Below are 22,113 nucleotides of genomic sequence, written 5' to 3' on the forward strand. Positions count from 1 at the left end.
GATAATTCCAGCAAACAATTAATTATGCCCCTATAAACAAAGGGACACAGAAACTTTATTGCCCGTTTTCAAAAACTTTTGGACGGCAGTGAAAAACTAACCTCAATTATTCTCCAACTTTCGTTCCAATTCGGCCTGGAATTCTTCCATAACGGGACGTACGGTGCTTTCTGGAAGATCGGCAATTTTAATGTACATCAACCCATCTACCGCATTGTTAAATAAGGGGTCTACATTAAAGGCAACCAGTTTGGCGTTTTGTTTAATATACTTTTTAAGCAGTACGGGCAAGCGCAAGGCCCCTGGTTCCACTTCATCAATAATCTTATCGAACTTGTTTAAGTCGGCTTCGGTTTCATCAAAAACAAAGTCCTTGTCGGCATCCTTCAACTTTACCTTAAATTCCTTTTTTGGGTGCACGTATTGTGCTATGTAGGGGTCGTAATAATGCGATTTCATAAACTCAATCATCAGCGACTTTGAGAAGTTAGAAAACTGGTTGCTAATACTTACCCCACCAATTAAATACTTATGTTCTGGATAGCGTAAGGTGGTATGTACAATACCTTTCCAAAGTAAAAATAAAGGCATGGGGCGTTGCTGGTATTCTTTAATGATAAAGGCACGTCCCATTTCTATGGACTGGCTCATCATTTTGTACAATTCTGGTTCAAAACGAAACAGGTCCTGCAGATAAAATCCGTTAATTCCATAATGGTCAAAAATTAGCGATCCTAAGCCCATACGGTAAGCCCCAACGATAACCTGCTTTTCGTTATCCCATAAAAACATGTGGTGGTAGTAACTATCAAAGCTATCCAGATCGATGGCTTCATTAGTACCTTCTCCAACTTCCCTGAAAGTAATTTCCCGTAACCGTCCTATTTCCCTTAAAATATTAGGAATATGTTCGGCCTCGGCTAAAAACACTTCATAATTTTTACTTGTTAATAAGCGATTGTCTTTTTCTCGAAGGACTTCAACTTCTTGGTTCATAGTGTTATTGTCAACCGGAGTAACAATATTTTTAGGAGGTTTAGGGGGTTTTAACGACGAGGATATGTTTTCTAATATTTTTGGTTTATCCTCAAAAGCATTAGACAGCATATAGGTTTTTTTACGCACAAAATTTGAAAATTCCTCTAGTCCTTCAAACTCTTTTTGATCGGCTACAGCAATGGGTTTTCCAACTCTTACCTTAATTACACGGCGTTTTTGCGTTAATAGTTCCGAAGGTAACTTGGCTGTTCTAAAAGTGTCATTAATTTTTGATAACTTGTAAAATAGCTTACTGTTCTTGGCGTGAAAATAAATTGGGACAATAGGTACTTCGGCTTTTTTAATGAGTTTCATAGCAGCTTCTTCCCAAGGCTTATCAACTACCAATTTACCATCCCTGTAGGTCGAAACTTCTCCTGCTGGAAAAATACCTAAAGGATGCCCATCCCTTAAATGTAAAATGGAATTTTTAAACCCAGAAACACTAGACATCACTTCCTTTCTGTCCTCGAAAGGATTAACGGGAATAATATAAGGTTTTAGGGGCTCTATACGATGCAATAAAAAATTAGCGATAATCTTAAAGTCCTTACGTTGTTCCAACATTAATTTTAAAAGTAATATCCCATCTATGCCTCCTAGTGGGTGATTGGACACGGTAATATATGGCCCTTCTTTGGGCAAGCGTTTTAGATCTTCCTCGGGAATTTCAAACTTGATTTGAAAATCGTCCAAAATACCATTTAAAAAGTTTAAATCTTCTAGATGTTTGTTGCTGAGGTAAATTTTGTTGAGGGTGGATATTTTAAGTAGTTTCATTAAAATCCAACCTATAAACGTGCCTATAACACCATATTTATCCATTTGGATGGCCTTGGCAACTTCTTTAGCAGATACTAATCCAGAATATTGTGGTTTGGTCATGGGCATAAATGTACTAAATAAAACTATTGGGTAACGACTTGAACGGTTTCTTGTGTTAGTTGTTTTAATAATACCGTTTTACCAGTTTCAATTTGTGCAATGGCCTTATCATTATAGTGCCTAATGGTGTATAACGAAACATTTTGGTGGCAAACTACTTTAAAATTTGCTTTTAATTGCAACAATAATTTGTCCAGATTATTGTAAATATTGTCCACGCATACTGAAAAACTAATAGCCGAATTTTGAATAACGTCCACCTTCATTTTATGCTGATGCAACAAGTTGAAAATATTACTTATGTTTTCTTCAACAATATATGAAAAGTCTAATGAGGACAAACTAATGAGCACTTGATTATTTTTAACGATAAAACAGGGCATCATGGGTTCTAAAACAATATCCTTACATATTATTGTGCCGTTTGCCTTGGGGTTTAAAAACGATTTCACAAACAAGGGTATTTCCTTGCGCTGTAAAGGCTGTAGCGTTTTAGGATGTATTACCGATGCACCATAAAAAGCCAGTTCTATGGCTTCGCGATAGGATATTTTGTTGAGTAATTTGGCATTTTCAAAATGGCGTGGATCGGCATTTAACACACCCGGAACGTCTTTCCAAATGGTTACGCTTTTGGCGTTAAGGCAATAGGCAAAAATGGCAGCGGTATAATCGCTTCCTTCCCTGCCTAAACTGGTCGTAAAATTATTGGCATCGCTGCCTAAAAACCCTTGCGTTATGTTTAGAGTTAACGTGTTTAGGTTTTGGGTTATTAAACTTTGTGTCACTTCCCAATCAACATTGGCACGTCGGTAATAGGTATCTGTTTTAATGTAATTTCTAACATCTATCCAATTGTTTTTTATGTTGACGCTGTTAAGGTATTCGCTTATTATGGTAGTAGAAATTAACTCACCATAGCCAATAACCTGATCGTAAACAAAATTATAATCGGGTGATTTGTTAGTGTTTAAAAAGGTATTTAATTCATTAAAAAGTGTACTAACGTTTTTAAATACTGAATGGTTCTCGTTGTCAAAAAGTTCCAAAAGGATTTCATTATGGTATTTTTTAACTTCTTGCAATGCACTTTGTAATTCAGGCTTGTTGTTGAAATAGTTTTTAATAACCACCTCAAGGGCATTAGTTGTTTTTCCCATAGCCGAAACCACTACCAGAGTACTATCATAACCTATGGTTTGTAAAACATTAGCTAGGTTTTTTACACCGTTGGCATCTTTTACTGAAGCGCCGCCAAATTTAAATATCTGCATGTTGAGTTAATGGTTATTGAGTTATTGGTTATTGAGTTAATGGTTGATGAATGCAGTTCTCTTTGTTTGTATTTTACGATTTGAATTTCGAACATAATATCCAGCGTATAAAAATCTACCACCAACTATTAAAAATACAATTGCTCCAATTAAGTTTTCCATTCAGTTTCTTGAACTACTACAGTTATTTACAACTAAATATTATCAACATAATTCTTAATTCCAGCTTCGTTTAAATGTACAACATCCCATTCGCGCATCACATTAGCTCCTTTGCTTTCATAGAACTTAATGGCAGGTTCGTTCCAATCCAACACTTCCCAGTTCACACGTTTAACGCCTAGGTTATGCGCATATTTAACAACTTCATTCAATAGTGCTGTACCAAGTCCACTACCACGCATGGCTTCGCTTACTATTAAATCTTCCAAATGGATAGCTTTGCCTTTCCAAGTGGAGTAACGGTTATATATTAAGGCGATACCTTCTATTTTTGAGTTAACTTCGGCAACAAAACAATGAAATGCTGGAGCCTCACCAAAGCCATCACTCTGTAGGTCTGTAACCGTTACCTCTACGGCATCAGGTTCCTTTTCAAAAACCGCTAATTCTTTTATCAGCTCCAGAACGGCAGACATATCATGTTTTGTAGCGTCTCTTATTGTATAATCCATAATTATTTTGAGATTTTTCAAATATAGTTTAAAGTTGATTATTTAAAGCCATGATTAGTTTACGAAAACGTTGTAGTTAGCTAAAATTTATTGGATATTTGCAGCAAAAAATAACGACGCATGTCCTACAAAAAGCAGACTTTAGGTGAATTTATTATTGAAAACCAGACTTCTTTTAAATACTCATCAGGGGAACTGTCCAGTTTACTCAATTCTATTCGTTTGGCGGCAAAAGTAGTAAATCACGAAGTCAATAAGGCTGGCTTGGTCGATATTATAGGCGATGTGGGCGATACTAATGTTCAAGGGGAAAACCAGCAAAAGCTGGATGTTTATGCTAATGAAAAGTTTATACAAACCCTTACCAAACGTAACATTGTTTGTGGTATAGCAAGTGAAGAGGAAGACGATTTTATAAGTATTAACAGTCAGGATGAAAACCACCAGAATAAATATGTTGTTTTAATTGACCCGTTGGATGGGTCTTCTAATATTGACGTTAATGTTTCAGTAGGGACTATCTTCTCCATTTACCGTCGTGTTACTCCTATTGGGACTCCAGTTGGACTTGATGATTTCCTTCAAAAAGGAAGTAAACAGGTAGCGGCAGGCTATGTGGTATATGGTACGTCTACCATGTTAGTTTATACTACTGGGAATGGTGTTAATGGGTTTACGCTTAACCCAGCTATAGGGACCTTTTACCTATCACATCCCAATATGCAGTTTCCTTTAGATGGTACTATTTATTCGGTTAATGAAGGGAACTACGTTCATTTTCCGCAAGGCATTAAGGATTATATCAAGTACTGCCAAAAGGAAGAAGGTGATAGGCCATATACATCGCGTTATATAGGATCTTTAGTATCCGATTTCCATAGGAATATGATAAAAGGGGGCATTTATTTATACCCACAGAGTTCCAACAATCCTAATGGAAAATTACGTTTACTATACGAATGTAACCCTATGGCTTTTTTAGCCGAACAAGCTAATGGTAGGGCCAGTGATGGCTTTACTCGCATTTTGGATATTGAACCTACAGAGTTACATCAACGTGTGCCTTTTGTATGTGGGAGTAAAAACATGGTTGAAAAAGCAGAAGCGTTTATGGTGGGGCATAGAAATTAAACTTTTTGGTAAGTTTATAAACCACTTCGATAAACACATTTCCATAACCTTTTGGTAACTGAGATTATGGAAATGAGTTTAATTATCATTCTTTCATATTGGCCTTAATCCACTTGGTACACTCCTTAAAATTATCAAAAATATGCTCTTTGGGAATTAAATCGGGGATAATATCAATACGTTCCATCATATAACGTGGCTGCTTCAACACATTGACCAAAAGTACAGTGATACCCGATTTTTCCAAATCAACTAAAACGTCTTCCAAAGCATACAAACCTGACTGATCAATATATTGCATGCGACCGGTTCTAATAATAACGGCTTTAGCGTTATTAGGGATTTGTTTTGCCAGTTGTTGGAACTCACTGGTAGATCCAAAAAACAAAGGGCCTTTAATGTGTTTTATAAATACCTGTTCTTTTAAATTTTCAGGAAAATCGACTTCGTCTGCCCAAGCCTTTTCTTTTAGGGGTTCTACATCAGAGCGTTCGGCAGTTAAATCGCCTATCTTCTTCATAAACATTAACGAAGCAATTATCAAACCTATACCTACAGCGTATACTAGATTCCAGAATGTTGAAAGTAATAAAACAGTAAGCATAATCAATACTTCAGAACTTAATTTTACACCTCCTAGGGTTATATCTCTAGGTAAGCTGGGGATGGCTTTTAATCCTTTATAGTCCATAACGCCAATACCTACAGTAATTAAAATACCTGCTAAAACGGCGGCAGGAATTTTAGAGGCCACAGGTCCTAAGCCCAGTAAAATAACAAGTAGCATAATGCCGGCAATCATTCCTGAAAGTTTGGTTTTTCCGCCAGAAGTAATATTTACAACAGTTCTAATGGTCGCCCCAGCACCTGGAATACCACCAAATACGGCAGCGATACTGTTGCCAATACCTTGACCTACCAATTCCTTATTGGGTTTGTGCTTGGTTTTGGTCATGTTGTCGGCTACAACACTTGTTAGTAATGAGTCGATGGCCCCAAGTAAGGCCAAAGTCAATGCGGTGAAAATGTAAGGAGTAAGATTACTTAAGCTAAAGCTTGTAAAGATTTCCAAATTAGGTACTGGTAGGCCACTTGGTATTTCTTCAATAGGTCTATAATCCAAACCGAATCCTACGGCAATACCCGACATGATCACTAGGGCAACAAGGGTGCTAGGTACAGCTTTAGTAATACGCTTAAAGCCATAAATTATGATAATGGTGCCTATTGCTAGTAAAAGCTCTAACCAATTAATATGTTCTAATGCCCGTGGCAATACTTTTATGGCTCCGTAAGCCCCAGAAGCATCTTTGGCTGCTAGGGTTTGTGATTCCTTTAAAATATCGGCATCGGTTATTTTTTCAGCACGGCTTATGGTTTCCTTAAAATTTTCTAACACTAAAATACCTTCACCTGCTTCTTCTTTTAGGATGTTTTCTAGAATTACTTCTTCAGCTTGAGGTTTAAACTGATTTACAAATGCTGCATCTTCCTTGGGATAATACCCTAAAGACGGTAAAATTTGAGTTAACAAAATAATAACACCAATGGCGGTCATAAACCCTGAAACTACAGGATAGGGAATGTACCTAATGTATTTTCCCAGGCCTAAAGCCCCAAGACCTATTTGCATAAGTCCCGCCAATAAAAACACAGTAAGTATAATGGGTAGGGCTTTATTAACATCACCGTCGTTAACCGCTATAATACTGGCAATAACCACCATGCTTACGGCTGTCATTGGTGCTGTTGGTCCCGATATTTGTGTATTGGTACCACCAAATAGGGCAGCAAAAAAACTAATAAATATAGCTCCGTATAACCCTGCCGTGGGGCCTAAACCAGATGACACCCCAAAAGCCAATGCCAAAGGCAATGCAACAATACCTGCCGTAATACCTCCAAAAGCATCCCCTTTAATATTTGAAAACAAATTCTTCATAGTTGTAGTCTTTTTATTTCTACTAATTTACTTTTTTTTAGCACAAAACAAAAAAGTAAGTATAAAGCCTAAAACTAAATGAAGTGTTTAAGATATTTTATTCCAGTGTTTTTTTAAAAGTGGTTTGATTAGAAATTGACAAAAGTGATAATGTTTAGTTGGTCTCTTCCAGAATTCTCAAAAAATTGGTTCATGTAACCTAACTCTACTTTTACGGCATCTGAAAATTTATACCCCAAACCACCGTACAAACGATTTCTATCAAAAACCGAAGATTTTGAGTTTAGGAAAATCTCATTATAAGCTGAAAAATATAACGGGTTTTTACCCGACTCTTTATATTGTAATGGCATGTTAATACCTAAAAAGTACCGAAAGCGTAATTTAAAATCTGATTCCACAAAACGTTGCTCAAATCGGTAACGGTGATTTAATTTGACCTGACCAACAGATTGCTTAGTAGTAAACTGCTGGAATATTCTATGCTCGTTGATGGATATTTTATCATCTTCATTAAAATAATTTTCAGATAAGATATAGCCATATCCTAACAGGATATTATTTTTGTTTTCGTTAAAACTATACCCTAATCCAGTACGTAATAACAATTGCTCTAAATCACCAATGGCGTTATAATTTCTATATTGAACTTCGTTATGGATGTTCCATTTGTTATTAAGCTTTTTGTTCCCAATATAAATTAACCAATTACCAAAATTACTTTCTTGACCCTGTATGTAGACTAATGGCATTAACATAAAGGTTAATGCCATTAGTATTATTTTCTTTTTCATAAAATTTTCTCCCAACAACGGTTTTTAATCATAAAATGTAACAGCGCCTGTTGCTATGTCGTACATGGCACCAATAATTTTAATTTCTCCATTCTGTTCCATTTCAGCCAAAATAGGACTTTCTTTACGAATTCTTTCTATAGTGAGGTGTACGTTTTTTTCAGATACGCTATCTACAAAATCTAGATTGGAAGAATTTCTTTGACTTTCATCTTTTGGTTCTTCAACAGCATTAACAGCTGGTTCTATCTTTTGAATAAGCTTGGTTAAATTCCCCATTTTAGCATGATCGCAAGCTCCTTTTATAGCACCACAGCTAGTGTGACCCAATACCACAATTAACTTAGTCCCAGCTAGTTTGCATGCAAACTCCATACTGCCTAAAATATCTTCGTTAACAAAGTTTCCAGCAATTCTTACACTAAAGATATCGCCAAGTCCTTGGTCGAACACTAACTCTGCCGATACCCTCGAATCTATACAGCTTAAAATGGTAGCAAAAGGAAATTGTCCCTCACTAGTATCGTTTACTTGTTCTAAAAGGTTTCTATTGGCTTTAAGATTATTTTGAAATCTTACATTTCCCTCCTTTAGGAACTGTAATGATTTTTCTGGTGTCATTGTGGCCTGTGTTTCTCTTGTATGTGCTTTCATAATTTATTTTTAATTAATGTTCTTTGATTGGGGTGTTTAATTAACCCCCGATAATAATAATGAAATATCTAGATTATTGATAATTTGGTTTATGTCCGACCCTTTTAGCGTTGTCTTTGTTTTTGCTTTTTGGGACGCTCTATTTAAGCAAAGTAAGTTAACATTATTTTTCAAAATATAATTTGAAAGATTTTTAACCGAATTATCATTATGCTGAAAAATATATTCCTCTACATCTTTAGAAAAGGGTTTTGACCTTTCTTTTAAGGGATGGTTTGGTTTAATCATTTGAAAAGCCTTTAAAGGGCTGTTGGTACAATCCATTAATTCTTTCTCAAAACCAACCTTAAGCGAACCTTCAAAATTATTTAACAGACCAATGGTCAATGCTTTATTTGGTTCAAAGAGATTTTCTTCAGAAGAAATTATAACGGTACCTTTAAAATGTTTCAACACGAAAGGTGTAATAGAATCCCCGGACAATTGTGTTCGCCTTGGTTTTCTTTTGCCAATAACAATAACGTCTGGTTTGTACTCATTAATATAATGTCTTATTTCATCTTTCACATTGCCATAAGATAGAGTATGGCTTATATCGATACCATGTTTTTTAGAAATGGGTGTAATACTTTTTAATATTGCTTTTTTCGTACTAAGATATTCTTGGTTCATGGTGCGCATGGCCGATAATTGGTTGTCACTTCTTACAACACTGGAGGGTTCTTTTACACACAGGACCTCGACCGAAGCGTTGATTATTTTCGCTAGTGACACCGAATTGTTTAGCATCGTATTTACAGGACTTTTAAAGTCTGTAAGCACTGCTATTTTGTATTTATTTGTTTTCATGACGGTTTAATTTAAGCCTAAACTCGATTTAGGTCGTTCTTTAAAAAATTGAACAAAACTAGGCGGGTTTTCTACTACTCCACGTTTTGAAACAAGATTAATGTCAATGTTGCGCTCTTTGGCCTTTATGGCAAAGTCTTCTAAAATTTCGATAATGTCGTTATCCAAGTATCGCGTTTTAATAAGATTGAGCTCTAAGTATGTATCCCTTGGTAAGCTGTCCAACTCCTTTAAAATAGCTCCTTTATTGAAAAAGGTAACCTCTTCGGCCAGGGTCATTTTTATTTTATGCTTGCCGTTACTCTTATCTTCTATATGAAGGAAATGCGAATTTTGGTAACTTTTTAGAAGGATGACAACTACACCAACAGCCAAGCCCAAACCAATACCCCATAGTAAATCAATAAATACGATACCGAGCACTGTAATAGTAAATGGAACGGATTGCTTCCAGCCTAAATCATACATTTGTTTAAATAGCTTTGGTTTAGCAAGCTTATATCCCACTACAAACAAAATAGCTGCCAATACAGACAAGGGGATCATATTTAATAATTTAGGAATTAATACCACAGAGATTAGCAATAAAATTCCATGTATTATGGTTGATGATTTTGAAACACCTCCCGATTGAATATTTGCAGAACTCCTTACAATTACCTGAGTTATGGGCAATCCACCGATTAATCCTGAAATAATGTTGCCTGTACCTTGCGCCAATAACTCCCTGTTTGTTGGAGTAACATTTTTGTGTGGGTCTAATTTATCTGTAGCCTCTACACACAATAAGGTTTCCAAACTTGCCACTAATGCAATGGTAAATGCTATAACCCATACATCTGGATTAGTAATAACTCCAAAATTAGGAAAGTTAAATTGTGCTAAAAAGGAACTGGCATCTTCTGGTACTGGAACATTTACCAAATGTGATTGAGATATAGATAAAGTACTATGCGATTGGGTTAATGAAAAAAAGATAATACCAACAATAACAGCAACCAAAGGGCCTTGTATTAATTGGAAAATTTTAGCTTTTTTAGATAACACCTTATCCCAAAGAATTAAAATAGCTAGACTAACAATACCAATAATCAAAGATCCCAAAATGATATTGTCGGTAATGTGTAATAAGGAAGAAAATGTGTTTTCACTTGAAGTCTGAAAAAACCCATCCTTTCCGTCTGGACCAGCATCATATCCAAAAAAGTGCGGTATTTGCTTTAAAATAATAATAATACCAATACCCGTAAGCATGCCTTTAATTACTGATGATGGGAAATAATAACCGATAATACCAGCTTTTAACACGCCAAAAATGAGTTGTATAATCCCCCCCAATACTACGGCAACTAGAAAATTTTGATACCCTCCAAGGGTGCCAATAGCCGTTAAAACAATAGCAGCCAAACCAGCTGCGGGGCCACTAACCCCAATTTTGGAGCCACTTAGGCTACCAACAACAATACCTCCAATAATTCCTGCAATTAATCCTGAAAAAAGTGGTGCACCACTCGCCAATGCTATACCCAAGCATAAAGGTAGTGCAACAAAAAATACGACTATACTCGCTGGTAAGTCATTTTTAATAGTTCTAAACATGTAATAAAAAGTTAATTTAAATTGAATAAATAAAAAGATAACAGCCAAGTCCCGCTTTGGAATAGACTGTATTTAAAACAAGATAAACTAACTGAGGTCTGGAGGAGGAGAGATAAGGTTTAAATGAGGTTTAGCATAGGTTTTAAAAAAATATGCCAAGTTGTTTTCCGATTCGTCCAAACACAAGTCAGACTCAAATAAATTGGCCGAAGAAAAAAGAATTTCTATGTTTTTGTCTTTTTCACTGCCTTTTTCTTCTTCTTCAGCTAAAGAGTAAAAAATAGAAATGTCAACAGCGTCATCTAGAATAGTAATGATTGATGGAGCCATAATAAAGCCCATAAATATTACTATGAAAAATGTTGCTATTGTGTTTTTGGACATTTTTAAAATTTGAAAAGCAAATATACTATTTAGCTTCTTTAAAATTGTTAACAGAAATTTAAAAATTAAAAAAATCATTCAGAACACGAACCTTTATACTAAAAAACAAAAAAGGTTCTTCAAGCAGCCCTTTGGGCCTATTCTGAATGAAACTAAGATGTACAAATCTATAAGGTTACTAAATCACCACTAGCATCTTTAGTGGTTAAATCCGATTTACCCATAAGGTAAATATCCACTTGTCTGGCGGCTTCACGACCTTCTGAAATCGCCCAAACAATCAGCGATTGTCCACGACGCATATCACCAGCTGTAAATATATTTGGGATATTGGTTTGATATTTGCCATATTCTGCTTTATAATTAGAACGAGCATCCCTTTCAATACCTAATTTATCGGCCAATGTGCTTTCCGGTCCAGTAAAACCAAGAGCCAATAAAGCCAAATTACAAGGCCATATTTTTTCGGTGCCTTCAATTTCTATTAGTTGGGGACGTTCACCAGAAACCATTTTCCATTCAACATTTACTGTTTTAAGAGCGGTTAGTTTCCCATTTTTATCTGTAATAAATTCTTTGGTGTTTATTAGCCAGTTACGTTCAACACCTTCTTCGTGTGAGGACGATGTTTTTAACTGCAAGGGCCAAAATGGCCAAGGTGTTGTAGGCGAACGATGACCTGGAGGTTTTGGCATGATCTCGAAATTGGTCACTGATTTGGCCCCTTGACGGTTTGAGGTTCCAATACAGTCTGACCCAGTGTCACCTCCACCAATAACAATTACATCTTTTCCTGTAGCCAATACTTGGTCTTTTACCTCTTTACCAAACAATACTTTGGTTTGTTGGGTTAAAAAATCCATGGCCTGTACCACGCCATCAGCATCAATTCCTGGTGTTGGTAAACTGCGTCTTTCTGTAGCACCACCACATAAAACCACAGCATCAAATGCTTTGAGTTCTTCAACATCGTAATTAACCCCAACATTTACATTGGTCTTAAAGGTAATGCCTTCAGCTTTTAAAATGTCTAAGCGACGGTCTATAATTTCCTTTTCCATTTTAAAATTGGGGATACCATATCTCAGTAGTCCTCCAATTTCATCGTCGCGTTCAAAAACGGTTACAGTGTGCCCTGCTCGGTTTAATTGCTGAGCAGCTGCTAACCCTGCAGGACCAGAACCCACTACGGCAATGGTTTTTCCTGTTCTTGTTTTTGGTGGTTGGGGTTTTATCCAACCTTCCTTAAAGGCGCGCTCTACGATGTTTTTTTCAATATTTTCAATAGATACAGGATCTTCTATAAGTCCCAATACACATGATTTTTCACAGGGTGCTGGGCACAAACGACCTGTAAATTCTGGAAAGTTGTTGGTTGAATGTAATATCCAAGAGGCTTTTTGCCATTCACCTTGATGGACCATGTGGTTAAAATCTGGAATTAAGTTTCCTAACGGACATCCACTGTGACAAAAAGGAATGCCACAGTCCATGCAACGTGATCCCTGTTTGGTCAATTCGGGTTCACTTAACGGAATCGTAAATTCTTTATAGTTTTTTACACGATCCTTTACAGGTTCGTTTTGTTCATCTTGTCTTTCAAATTCTTTAAATCCTGTTACTTTTCCCATGACACTATGCTATTGTTAATTCTTCAACCATTGGTTCATCTGTCTCAATGCGCTTTAAAGCGACTTTATATTCTTTAGGCATCACTTTAACGAATTTTGGTAAGTAATCTTGCCAGTTAGCTAGGATTGCAGAACCTTTTTCGCTATTGGTATAAGCTACATGCTTTTCAATAAGGTTTTTTAATTCCGTTTCATCTTCATTGTTGATCGGATCAAAGTCAATCGTTTCTTCATTGCAAAGGCCTTTAGTGAATTGACCGCTTTCATTTAATACATAGGCATAGCCACCACTCATACCAGCAGCAAAGTTTCGTCCTGTTTTGCCCAGTACAACTACTTTTCCTCCTGTCATATATTCACAACAATGGTCTCCAACGCCTTCAACAACAGCGATTGCTCCAGAGTTGCGTACGGCAAAACGTTCACCTGCAATACCATTAATGTAAGCTTGGCCTTCTATGGCACCAAATAGGCACACATTACCAACAATGATGTTCTCATCAGCAACAAAAGTGGCCTTAGCTGGTTTCTTCACAATAATTTTAGCTCCAGACAATCCTTTTCCTAGATAGTCATTCGTATTGCCTTCTAATTTAAAGGTTAATCCGTTTGCACCGAAGGCTCCAAAACTCTGACCTGCAGATCCAGTATAATTAACATTAAGCGTATCCTCAGGTAAACCTAAATGACCATAAATCTTGGAAATTTCGTTGCTGATTATGGCACCAACAGTACGGTCGGTATTTTTAATTTTATAATTAAGTGCAGTTTTCTCTTTTCTATAGATAGCTTTATGGGAATCCTTTAATATTTTAAAGTCTAATACACCATCTAAATTATGATCTTGTTGTTCAGTGTTTCTTACTGGTAATTGACTATAAACAGCGGGCCTGTGTAGAATATTTGTTAAATCCAATCCTTTGGCCTTATAATGTTTTATAGCTTTATTGGCGTTTATCTTGTGGGTTTGTCCTACCATTTCCGCTAAGGTTCTAAAACCTAATTGCGCCATGATGCCTCTTAATTCCTCGGCTACATAATAGAAGAAATTGATAACATGTTCAGGTGTGCCTTTAAAGTTTTTACGTAATTCTTTATCTTGTGTAGCCACACCAACAGGACACGTATTCAAATGGCATTTACGCATCATAATACAACCTGAAGCGACTAGCGGTGCTGTAGCAAAACCAAACTCTTCTGCGCCTAAAAGGGCAGCAATGGCTACATCGCGACCTGTTTTTAACTGGCCATCGCATTCTACAACAATTCGGCTTCTTAGTTTATTTAAAACAAGGGTTTGCTGTGCTTCAGACAGACCAAGTTCCCATGGTAACCCTGCATGTTTTAATGACGTTAAAGGAGATGCACCCGTACCACCATCATAACCAGAGATAAGTACTACATCGGCTTTGGCTTTGGCTACCCCGGCAGCAATGGTACCTACACCAACTTCGGAAACTAACTTCACATTGATTCTAGCATCGCGATTGGCATTTTTTAAATCGAAAATTAATTGTGCCAAATCTTCGATGGAATAGATATCATGGTGTGGTGGTGGTGAAATCAATCCTACAAAAGGTGTTGAGTTACGTGCGGCTGCAATCCAAGGCAATACTTTTTCACCTGGTAACTGGCCACCCTCACCAGGCTTGGCGCCTTGAGCCATTTTAATTTGAATTTCCTTAGCATTGGTTAGGTAATGCGAAGTAACGCCAAAACGACCTGAAGCCACTTGCTTTATGGCAGAGTTACGATTATCGCCATTGGCATCTAAGCGAAAACGTTTTCTGTCTTCACCACCTTCACCAGAATTGGATTTTCCGCCAATACGGTTCATGGCAATAGCTAGGTTTTCGTGGGCTTCTCTTGAAATGGAACCGTAGGACATGGCACCGGTTTTAAAACGCTTAACGATTTCGGTCCAAGGCTCTACTTCTTCAATTGGAATAGGGTTTAAATTATCGAACTCAAATAAACCTCTAATGGTCATTAAATTCTCAGACTGTTCGTTAACTGCCTTAGCATAGGTGTCGTAACTTTTTTGGTCATTTAGTCTAACCGCCTGCTGTAGCTTGGCTACTGTGGTTGGATTGAACATGTGACGTTCACCGTTTCGTCTCCACCTATAATCACCACCTATGTTAAGCCCTAAACGTTTATCAATATAGTTGTCCGGATAGGCATATTTATAACGTTCATTAATTTCCTTTTCAATTTCGTAAAGACCAATGCCCTCAATCCTCGATGCGGTATAAGGGAAATATTTTTCAACAAATTGGGAATTGAAACCAACAATTTCGAATATTTGTGAACCTCTGTACGAATGTAACGTTGAGATACCTATTTTATTCATAATCTTCAATAAACCCTTACCAATTGCTTTATTGAAATTTCCTACAGCTTTATCTTCGTCTATACCGGTAATGAAGCCTTCTTTTACCTGCATTCTAATGATTTCGTTTACCATGTATGGGTTTATGGCACTTGCGCCATAGCCAAAAAGGGTGGCAAAATGGTGAGGTTCACGTGGTTCTGCAGATTCTATGATGATATCGAAATAAGAGCGCTTGCGAAGTCTGTTTAATTGATGGTTTACATAAGAGCAAGCCAGTAAAGCAGGTATTGGAGCAAAATCTTTGTTGACACCCCTGTCGGATAGAATGATAATATTGGTTTTTCTGTCCAGTGCTTTTTCAACTTGTTTAATAATATCTTCCAAGGCATCTTCAAGACCGTTTAATCCTTGCGCTTTAGGGTAAAGCATATGAATAGTCTCAGCTTTGAAACTTTCAATTTGAATAGTCCTAATTTTTTCTAAATCGGCATTTGAAATCACAGGGTTTTGGATACGTAGCTTTCTACATTGTCGCTCAGTAATACTAAAGATGTTTCGGTCTTTACCCAGATTTAGACTAATATCGGTAACAATTTCTTCACGGATACCGTCCAATGGAGGGTTGGTAACCTGTGCGAACAATTGTTTAAAGTAATTTGAAATCAGCTGAGGCCTATCCGATAAAACTGCCAAAGGCGTATCTGTACCCATAGAGCCCAAGGCTTCTTTTGCATTAACTGCCATGGGTGTGATAATCTCTTGAATATCTTCAAAAGTATAGTTAAATAAACGCTGCCGTGTTTTAATGTCGATGGTTTCAATAGGGCAAGTTTCGTTGGTATAAGGTACGTCTCTTAAATGTAACCTTGTTTTGTCCAACCATTCTTTATAGGGTCTTTCGGAAACAATTTTATTCTTTATCTCTTCATCATCAACAATACGTCCTTCGTTCATGTCTACTAAGAACATTTTGCCAGGTTCTAATCTGCCGTGTTTTTCAATATCGCTTGGGTCGAGATCAACAACACCAACTTCTGAAGACATGATTAATTTACCGCTTTTGGTAAGTGTATAACGAGAAGGTCTTAAGCCATTTCTGTCCAATAAAGCACCTATATAATCACCGTCTGTGAATGGCACCGAAGCTGGGCCATCCCAAGGCTCCATGATACAGCAATTATATTCATAGAATGCCTTTTTTTCAGGCGACATTGTTTTATGTTTTTCCCATGCTTCGGGAATCATCATCATCATAATTTCAGGCAGTGATCTATCGGTATGCGTGAGTAGTTCCACAACCATATCCATGGAAGCCGAGTCAGATTTACCCGGTAAGATAATAGGGAATAATTTATCGATTTGGGGACCAAACACCTCACTTTTCATTATTTCCTCACGTACGCGCATTCTACTTACATTGCCACGAAGGGTATTTATTTCTCCATTTTGGCACATAAATCGGAATGGCTGTGCCAATTCCCAGGTAGGCATGGTGTTAGTAGAGAAACGTTGGTGTACCAAAGCCAATCGTGTTACCAAATCCTTTTCTTGTAAATCGGTATAATAGGGGCCAATATCTTCGGGCATGATGATGCCCTTATATATTATGGTTGTGTTAGATAAACTTGGTACATAGAAATAGCCGCTTTGTGAAATTTTGGATTGCCTAATAACATGTTCGGTAATTTTTCTAGCGGCATAAAGTTTTGCCTTAAAAACAGATTCGTTGTAATCTTTTGCTTTGCCAATAAATACCTGTTCTATGGTAGGTTCAGAAGCAAGAGCAATCTCACCTAATTGAGTGGAGTCTACAGGTACTTTTCTCCAGCCAAGGATTTCTAGACCTTGTGCCTGTATTTCTTTTTCGAAAGTATTCTTACAGTATTGGTATTGGTTTGCTATTTTAGGCAAAAATACCATCCCAACAGCATATTCTCTTGGATTTGGAATATTGAAGTCGCAAACACGCTTAAAATAATCGTGGGGAATATCAATTAACAAACCAGCGCCATCACCTGTTTTTCCATCGGCACTAACACCACCACGATGTTCCAGTTTTACTAGAATTTCCAGAGCGTCATGTATAATTTGATTTGTTTTTTCTCCTTTAAGGTTACAAATAAAACCAGCACCACAATTTTCGTGTTCGAATTCTGGGGAATAGAGTCCTTGTTTCTTCAGCATAATCAACAAAATTTGGTTTAAAAACTTGAGTTGGAAAAGCTAAGATAGAGACTAGGTTTGGAAAACCAATGGAGGCTATTTCATTATTCCGATTTTAGGAGCTTTAGGAATATAAAAATAAGCATATAACAATTATATCGGTAATTTTTAATAAAAATTCAATATGTAAAATTCAGTAATAAAAACAAAAACGTGAATTATTAATAACAAATACTGAGAAATCCAAAAATAATAGCTATAAAAAAGTATAAAAGCTAACAATAATTCAATGATTCGAATTGTTAAAAACTCAAAAAAAAACAATATTGAAATTATACCCATAAAAAAATAAGGGTTAAAATGAAATATTGATAAAAATCATTATTATACCCCTATATTTTTGGGGGGTAAATTATTTTTAACATAGTTTTACATCGTCTTAAGGAAATTTTAGGTCTAACTTATTTAAAAAATTAACTCAAAACTAAAATCAATTTTCAGACCTAAGAGATTAATAACTTAAAATGAAAACTATTATGAAAAAATGTATTACAGTTTCAATGCTTTTTATGGCAACAGTATTATTTGCACAAGAAGAAACAAAAGAAAAGAAATTATCGATTAGCGGTAGTGTTGATGCCTATTATAGAGCAAACCTAACCGCGCCAAATGATGAGAATGCCATTGCTCCAGGCTCTTCATTTGCTAATTTATCTGGTTTTTCACTAGGTATGGCCAACGTTATTGCGAGTTATGAGGGCGAAAAAGTAGGTTTTGTTGCCGATTTGGTATTTGGGCCCAGAGGGACCGATGCTATTTTTGCTTCTCCAATGTATTCGGCTACTGGGAATATTATAAATCAATTGTACGCTTATTGGAATGTGAGTGAGTCTGTCACATTAACCATGGGTAACTTTAATACCTTTTTAGGATATGAAGTTATTTCTCCAACAGGCAATTTTAACTACAGTACTTCGTACTTATTCTCTTATGGGCCATTTTCGCATACAGGGTTAAAGGCTGATTTTGACCTTGGCAATGATTTTAGCTTAATGTTGGGAGTGATGAACGATACCGATTTAACCGAATTTAATCCAACGGGCGATTATGCCTTTGGTGCGCAATTGGGGTATTCTGGGCAATACTTAAATGTATTGTTGGATCCTTCTTTCTTTGAAATTGATTTTACCGGTGGGTTTGATATCTCAGATTCTTTCTATTTAGGGATAAATGCAGCCCACTTAAGCCTAGAGGATGATGCTGGAGGATTTACTGGAGTAGCATTATACCCTCAGTTAGCAACATCCGATACTTTTACCATTGGACTAAGAGGAGAATATTTTGTTGAGGATAAGGATTTTGGAGCTATTGGTACAGGGGTAGAAGATTCCAGTGTCTTTGCTTTAACCCTTACAGGAAGCTTGGCGGTTGACGATTTAACCATTAAGCCAGAATTTAGATTAGATAATGCATCAGATGATGCGTTTATAGATAATGATTTAGCTGCAACCAAGAGTTTAGGTTCTTTTGTGTTGGCCGCTATCTATTCGTTCTAAGGATAAAAACAAAGCATTGCTAAATAGTTGGCAATGCTTTATAATATAAATGTCTAACCATAAAACATGCTTAAATATGAAGAAAATTGAAGCAATTATTAGAAAATCCAAATACAGTGCAGTAAAAGAAGCATTGCACGAAGTTGGGGTAAATTTTTTCTCCTACTGGGATGTTACCGGTATTGGAAATGAAAAGGAAGGTCATGTGTATAGGGGGATCTCCTATAGTACTAGTGATATACAACGTCGGTTTTTATCCATAGTTGTAAACGACGACTTCGAAGAGGTTACTATAAAGGCCATTCTTAAGGCTGCAGCTACTGGAGAAGTGGGTGACGGTAAAATCTTTGTGTCCGACATCAATGAAATTTACCGAATAAGAACGGGAGAAAAGGGAGGAGAAACTTTAAGATAACACGCATCAAACATTAAAATTATGGAATTACTTACAACAAATAATGTATGGATGATGATCTGTACAGCTTTAGTTTTCTTTATGCACGCTGGTTTTGCATTTTTGGAAATTGGATTGACAAGACAAAAGAATACAATTAATATTCTGTTTAAAAATATTTTTATCATTACAATAGGCCTTTTGCTATACTGTCTAGTGGGCTTTAACTTAATGTATCCAGGTTTTGCTGAAGGATCATCAGGGTTCTTTGGCTTTGCAGGATTTGGTTTGGATGCAGCTGCTGCAGCTGATTTGGCTTATAATGAAGGCTATACCTATTGGACCGACTTTTTATTTCAAGGGATGTTTGCAGCAACAGCAGCAACTATAGTGTCTGGAGCAGTTGCTGAACGTGTCAAGATAGGGCCTTTTATGATTTTTACAATTATATATGTTGGGATTATTTATCCTCTGGCTGGTTCATGGAAGTGGGGCGGTGGATTTTTAGATATGAGGGATACACCTTTTTATGATTTTGCAGGTTCAACCTTGGTACACTCTGTTGGTGGCTGGGCAGCTTTAATAGCCGTATGTTTATTAGGGCCAAGAATTGGTAAATTTAAAGACGGAAAGCCCCAAGCGATTCCTGGACACAGTATACCATTAGCTACTGCCGGTGTTTTAATCCTGTGGTTAGGATGGTTTGGATTTAACGGTGGTTCCGTACTTTCTGCAGACCCTGCATTAACATCATTAACCTTAGTGACTACTTGTTTAGCTGCTGCTGCTGGTGGTGTAATTGCAGCTTTAGTGTCGTTTTTAAAGTTTAAGAATTTAGACTTAACCATGTTCTTAAATGGTATTTTAGGAGGACTTGTAGGAATTACAGCAGGAGCTGATCAAATGGGGCCAACAGATGCCATTTTAATAGGCGCTATTGCAGGAGCCATTATCGTTTTTGCTGTGAGTGTTATTGATAGGTTACGTTTGGACGATCCTGTAGGTGCTATTGCAGTGCATTTAGTATGTGGTATCTGGGGGACTTTAGCTGTTGGTATTTTTGGAGCTTTAGCAGGTTGGGACCAATTTGTTAGCCAACTGGTAGGCGTATTGTCTTATGCTGTTATATGTATTGTATCTTCATTCTTGATATTCTTTGTAATGAAGAAAACCGTTGGTATTCGAGTTTCTGAAAAAGAAGAATTGGAAGGCTTGGATGCCCACGAACATGGTATGGATGCCTATCCAGATTTCAGGTTGAATGAACATTAATAAATAACCTTAGTTTAGTTAGATTTTTAAGGCGCCCTGCAATTGTGGGGCGCTTTTTTATGTGTATTTCAATAAAAAAACTATAAAATGGTTAGCTTTGTGTAGAGGCACTTATATATAGGTTTGAGGTGGATAAGAGTAATGTGCTTATGCAATAGTTAGGCACAATATTGAAATGCATAGTAACAAAAAGTATGTTGTGGCGTCTTATTTAAGTTACCTTTAATACAACTAATGAAAAAAAGAAAAGTATTATTATTGATCATTCTTATTCTAACTATAGGAGTTACTTGGATTATTGAACCACTAACTTTCAATCCTTTTATTCAAGTCGAAATTCCTGAAGCCAAAAGTCAAACTAAGTTTAATTGTGACGAACCGCATTTAGCCGTAAATAGCGAATTGGAAAGTAAAGCGAATGAAATAATCAATGCGCATATAGCTTCCAAAAACTTTTTGGGAGTTACGGCAGGATTGTATATAGAAAATTGCGGTACTTATCTATGTGGAGCAGGTTTTACTAATAAAAGCGCCAAAAAAAGAACAAATAGCGATATGCTTGGAAGAATTGCATCTATTACCAAACCAATGACGGCAATTGCAATTATGCAACTTTACGAAAAAGGAATATTGGATTTGGATAAACCAATTCAAACTTATTTAAAGGAATTTCCAAAAAAAGCTAAGGGAGATATTACAATAAGACATCTGCTAAAACACACATCTGGAATTTCTCATTACTCGTCCAAATGGGATGCACTATCATTCACTCATTATCCATCATTAGTAGCCGCATTAGATGCTTTTAAGAAAAAAGAATTGGAATTTGAGCCAGGGACTCAATATATGTACTCTTCCTATGGATATACGGTTTTAGGTGCAATCATTGAAAAAGTATCCCAAATGAGTTATGGGGAATATATGAAAAAAAATATTTGGGATAAAGCTGGAATGTCAAATACAAGCCTCGAAGAACAACAAGTTTATAATAATAAATCACGGCTCTATCTTAAAGTAAAATCAACATATATCAAAAGCCCAAAAACTGATTTAAGCATAATATATCCTGCAGGAGGTGTTCAGTCTACAGCCAAAGATTTGCTTAAATTCGGAGAGGCTGTGCTGAGTCACAAGCTTATAGATAGTACAAGTCTGAATATGATGATAAACGCAACCGATGAACTCTCTCCTGCAAAAGGAGACGACCCATATGGTTTTGGGTGGTCGGTATATAATGATTCAAAAGATGGAATAATAATCCAACATGGTGGTACTCAACCAGGAACTAGTGCATTTTTCGCAATCTATCTAGACCGTAAGATTGTTTCAGTTGTTTTGTCGAATAGCTTTGGAACTCGCCAAAATGCTTTTAATCTTTCTAGAGATATAGCAAGTTTGGCTTTGGTAAAATAAAAATAAAGTGCCTAACAATGGCTAATAAAGCATAAGTGAGTCGACTCATTTTGATTGGCTGAAGCTTCGGCAACCAGCGCCAAATAGTTGATTTGGCTTTAAAATGGATAAGATAAAAACAAATA

The 22,113-nt window shown here is 36.5% G+C and carries 16 protein-coding genes; 5 read left to right on the top strand and 11 right to left on the bottom strand.

Annotated features, from left to right (window positions below; genetic code table 11):
* Window positions 1–102 precede the first annotated feature (102 nt).
* From K7G79_RS09235 to K7G79_RS09245, 3 genes are all read right to left on the bottom strand, one after another.
* Window positions 103–1,923, bottom strand: coding sequence for a lysophospholipid acyltransferase family protein (locus K7G79_RS09235; RefSeq protein WP_223551284.1), 1,821 nt, complete (start codon window positions 1,921–1,923; stop codon window positions 103–105).
* Window positions 1,924–1,946: 23 nt separating this feature from the next.
* On the bottom strand, window positions 1,947–3,197 hold the full coding sequence (locus K7G79_RS09240) for an aspartate kinase (RefSeq protein ID WP_223551286.1): 1,251 nt from the start codon (window positions 3,195–3,197) through the stop codon (window positions 1,947–1,949).
* Between the two features lie 194 nt (window positions 3,198–3,391).
* Entirely contained in the window at window positions 3,392–3,871 is a 480-nt protein-coding gene (locus K7G79_RS09245) for a GNAT family N-acetyltransferase (RefSeq protein ID WP_223551288.1), read from the bottom strand.
* Between the two features lie 120 nt (window positions 3,872–3,991).
* Here K7G79_RS09245 and fbp point away from each other — a divergent pair, with 120 nt between their 5' ends.
* Entirely contained in the window at window positions 3,992–5,002 is a 1,011-nt protein-coding gene (gene fbp, locus K7G79_RS09250) for a class 1 fructose-bisphosphatase (protein ID WP_223551290.1), read from the top strand.
* An 85-nt stretch (window positions 5,003–5,087) separates the two neighbouring features.
* On the opposite strand, the gene K7G79_RS09255 is transcribed toward fbp, so the two are convergent.
* The 8 genes from K7G79_RS09255 to gltB all read right to left on the bottom strand — a co-directional run bounded on the left by K7G79_RS09255 (window position 5,088) and on the right by gltB (window position 17,374).
* The gene (locus K7G79_RS09255) at window positions 5,088–6,944 is read right to left on the bottom strand and encodes a SulP family inorganic anion transporter (RefSeq protein WP_223551292.1); all 1,857 of its coding nucleotides are present in this window, start codon (window positions 6,942–6,944) and stop codon (window positions 5,088–5,090) included.
* A 128-nt stretch (window positions 6,945–7,072) separates the two neighbouring features.
* Entirely contained in the window at window positions 7,073–7,738 is a 666-nt protein-coding gene (locus K7G79_RS09260; protein ID WP_223551294.1) for a DUF2490 domain-containing protein, read from the bottom strand.
* A 24-nt stretch (window positions 7,739–7,762) separates the two neighbouring features.
* The gene (locus K7G79_RS09265) at window positions 7,763–8,392 is read right to left on the bottom strand and encodes a carbonic anhydrase family protein (RefSeq protein WP_223551296.1); all 630 of its coding nucleotides are present in this window, start codon (window positions 8,390–8,392) and stop codon (window positions 7,763–7,765) included.
* 36 nt (window positions 8,393–8,428) lie between these two features.
* Window positions 8,429–9,241 (bottom strand): universal stress protein, encoded by an 813-nt coding sequence (locus K7G79_RS09270; RefSeq protein WP_223551298.1) that lies wholly within the window; start codon window positions 9,239–9,241, stop codon window positions 8,429–8,431.
* Window positions 9,242–9,247: 6 nt separating this feature from the next.
* Window positions 9,248–10,840, bottom strand: coding sequence for a SulP family inorganic anion transporter (locus K7G79_RS09275; RefSeq protein ID WP_223551300.1), 1,593 nt, complete (start codon window positions 10,838–10,840; stop codon window positions 9,248–9,250).
* An 87-nt stretch (window positions 10,841–10,927) separates the two neighbouring features.
* Window positions 10,928–11,224 carry a hypothetical protein gene (locus K7G79_RS09280; RefSeq protein WP_223551302.1) on the bottom strand — a complete coding sequence of 99 codons (297 nt, stop codon included), beginning with the start codon at window positions 11,222–11,224 and terminating at the stop codon, window positions 10,928–10,930.
* Window positions 11,225–11,391: 167 nt separating this feature from the next.
* Window positions 11,392–12,855, bottom strand: coding sequence for a glutamate synthase subunit beta (locus tag K7G79_RS09285; RefSeq protein WP_223551303.1), 1,464 nt, complete (start codon window positions 12,853–12,855; stop codon window positions 11,392–11,394).
* A 4-nt stretch (window positions 12,856–12,859) separates the two neighbouring features.
* Window positions 12,860–17,374: a glutamate synthase large subunit gene (gltB, locus tag K7G79_RS09290; protein ID WP_223551304.1), complete on the bottom strand. Its 4,515-nt coding sequence runs from the start codon at window positions 17,372–17,374 to the stop codon at window positions 12,860–12,862.
* Between the two features lie 515 nt (window positions 17,375–17,889).
* Between gltB and K7G79_RS09295 the strand changes: the two genes are divergently transcribed.
* The 4 genes from K7G79_RS09295 to K7G79_RS09310 all read left to right on the top strand — a co-directional run bounded on the left by K7G79_RS09295 (window position 17,890) and on the right by K7G79_RS09310 (window position 21,988).
* Complete coding sequence (locus K7G79_RS09295; RefSeq protein WP_223551305.1) at window positions 17,890–18,909, top strand: outer membrane beta-barrel protein; 1,020 nt, start codon at window positions 17,890–17,892, stop codon at window positions 18,907–18,909.
* Window positions 18,910–18,985: 76 nt separating this feature from the next.
* Complete coding sequence (locus tag K7G79_RS09300) at window positions 18,986–19,324, top strand: P-II family nitrogen regulator (protein ID WP_223551306.1); 339 nt, start codon at window positions 18,986–18,988, stop codon at window positions 19,322–19,324.
* A 21-nt stretch (window positions 19,325–19,345) separates the two neighbouring features.
* Window positions 19,346–20,575 (top strand): ammonium transporter, encoded by a 1,230-nt coding sequence (locus K7G79_RS09305; protein ID WP_223551307.1) that lies wholly within the window; start codon window positions 19,346–19,348, stop codon window positions 20,573–20,575.
* Between the two features lie 234 nt (window positions 20,576–20,809).
* Window positions 20,810–21,988 carry a serine hydrolase gene (locus K7G79_RS09310; protein ID WP_223551308.1) on the top strand — a complete coding sequence of 393 codons (1,179 nt, stop codon included), beginning with the start codon at window positions 20,810–20,812 and terminating at the stop codon, window positions 21,986–21,988.
* The last annotated feature ends 125 nt before the right edge of the window (window positions 21,989–22,113 follow it).

The organism is Aestuariivivens sp. NBU2969 (genome assembly GCF_019931125.1).
Classification (GTDB): Bacteria; Bacteroidota; Bacteroidia; order Flavobacteriales; family Flavobacteriaceae; genus Aestuariivivens; species Aestuariivivens marinum.

What these genes read in the sequence shown, in the direction of transcription:
- K7G79_RS09235 (WP_223551284.1), bottom strand. Translation starts at nt 1,923, where the DNA reads ATGACCAAACCACAATATTCTGGATTAGTATCTGCTAAAGAAGTTGCC.
- K7G79_RS09240 (WP_223551286.1), bottom strand. Translation starts at nt 3,197, where the DNA reads ATGCAGATATTTAAATTTGGCGGCGCTTCAGTAAAAGATGCCAACGGT.
- K7G79_RS09245 (WP_223551288.1), bottom strand. Translation starts at nt 3,871, where the DNA reads ATGGATTATACAATAAGAGACGCTACAAAACATGATATGTCTGCCGTT.
- fbp (WP_223551290.1), top strand. Translation starts at nt 3,992, where the DNA reads ATGTCCTACAAAAAGCAGACTTTAGGTGAATTTATTATTGAAAACCAG.
- K7G79_RS09255 (WP_223551292.1), bottom strand. Translation starts at nt 6,944, where the DNA reads ATGAAGAATTTGTTTTCAAATATTAAAGGGGATGCTTTTGGAGGTATT.
- K7G79_RS09260 (WP_223551294.1), bottom strand. Translation starts at nt 7,738, where the DNA reads ATGAAAAAGAAAATAATACTAATGGCATTAACCTTTATGTTAATGCCA.
- K7G79_RS09265 (WP_223551296.1), bottom strand. Translation starts at nt 8,392, where the DNA reads ATGAAAGCACATACAAGAGAAACACAGGCCACAATGACACCAGAAAAA.
- K7G79_RS09270 (WP_223551298.1), bottom strand. Translation starts at nt 9,241, where the DNA reads ATGAAAACAAATAAATACAAAATAGCAGTGCTTACAGACTTTAAAAGT.
- K7G79_RS09275 (WP_223551300.1), bottom strand. Translation starts at nt 10,840, where the DNA reads ATGTTTAGAACTATTAAAAATGACTTACCAGCGAGTATAGTCGTATTT.
- K7G79_RS09280 (WP_223551302.1), bottom strand. Translation starts at nt 11,224, where the DNA reads ATGTCCAAAAACACAATAGCAACATTTTTCATAGTAATATTTATGGGC.
- K7G79_RS09285 (WP_223551303.1), bottom strand. Translation starts at nt 12,855, where the DNA reads ATGGGAAAAGTAACAGGATTTAAAGAATTTGAAAGACAAGATGAACAA.
- gltB (WP_223551304.1), bottom strand. Translation starts at nt 17,374, where the DNA reads ATGCTGAAGAAACAAGGACTCTATTCCCCAGAATTCGAACACGAAAAT.
- K7G79_RS09295 (WP_223551305.1), top strand. Translation starts at nt 17,890, where the DNA reads ATGAAAAAATGTATTACAGTTTCAATGCTTTTTATGGCAACAGTATTA.
- K7G79_RS09300 (WP_223551306.1), top strand. Translation starts at nt 18,986, where the DNA reads ATGAAGAAAATTGAAGCAATTATTAGAAAATCCAAATACAGTGCAGTA.
- K7G79_RS09305 (WP_223551307.1), top strand. Translation starts at nt 19,346, where the DNA reads ATGGAATTACTTACAACAAATAATGTATGGATGATGATCTGTACAGCT.
- K7G79_RS09310 (WP_223551308.1), top strand. Translation starts at nt 20,810, where the DNA reads ATGAAAAAAAGAAAAGTATTATTATTGATCATTCTTATTCTAACTATA.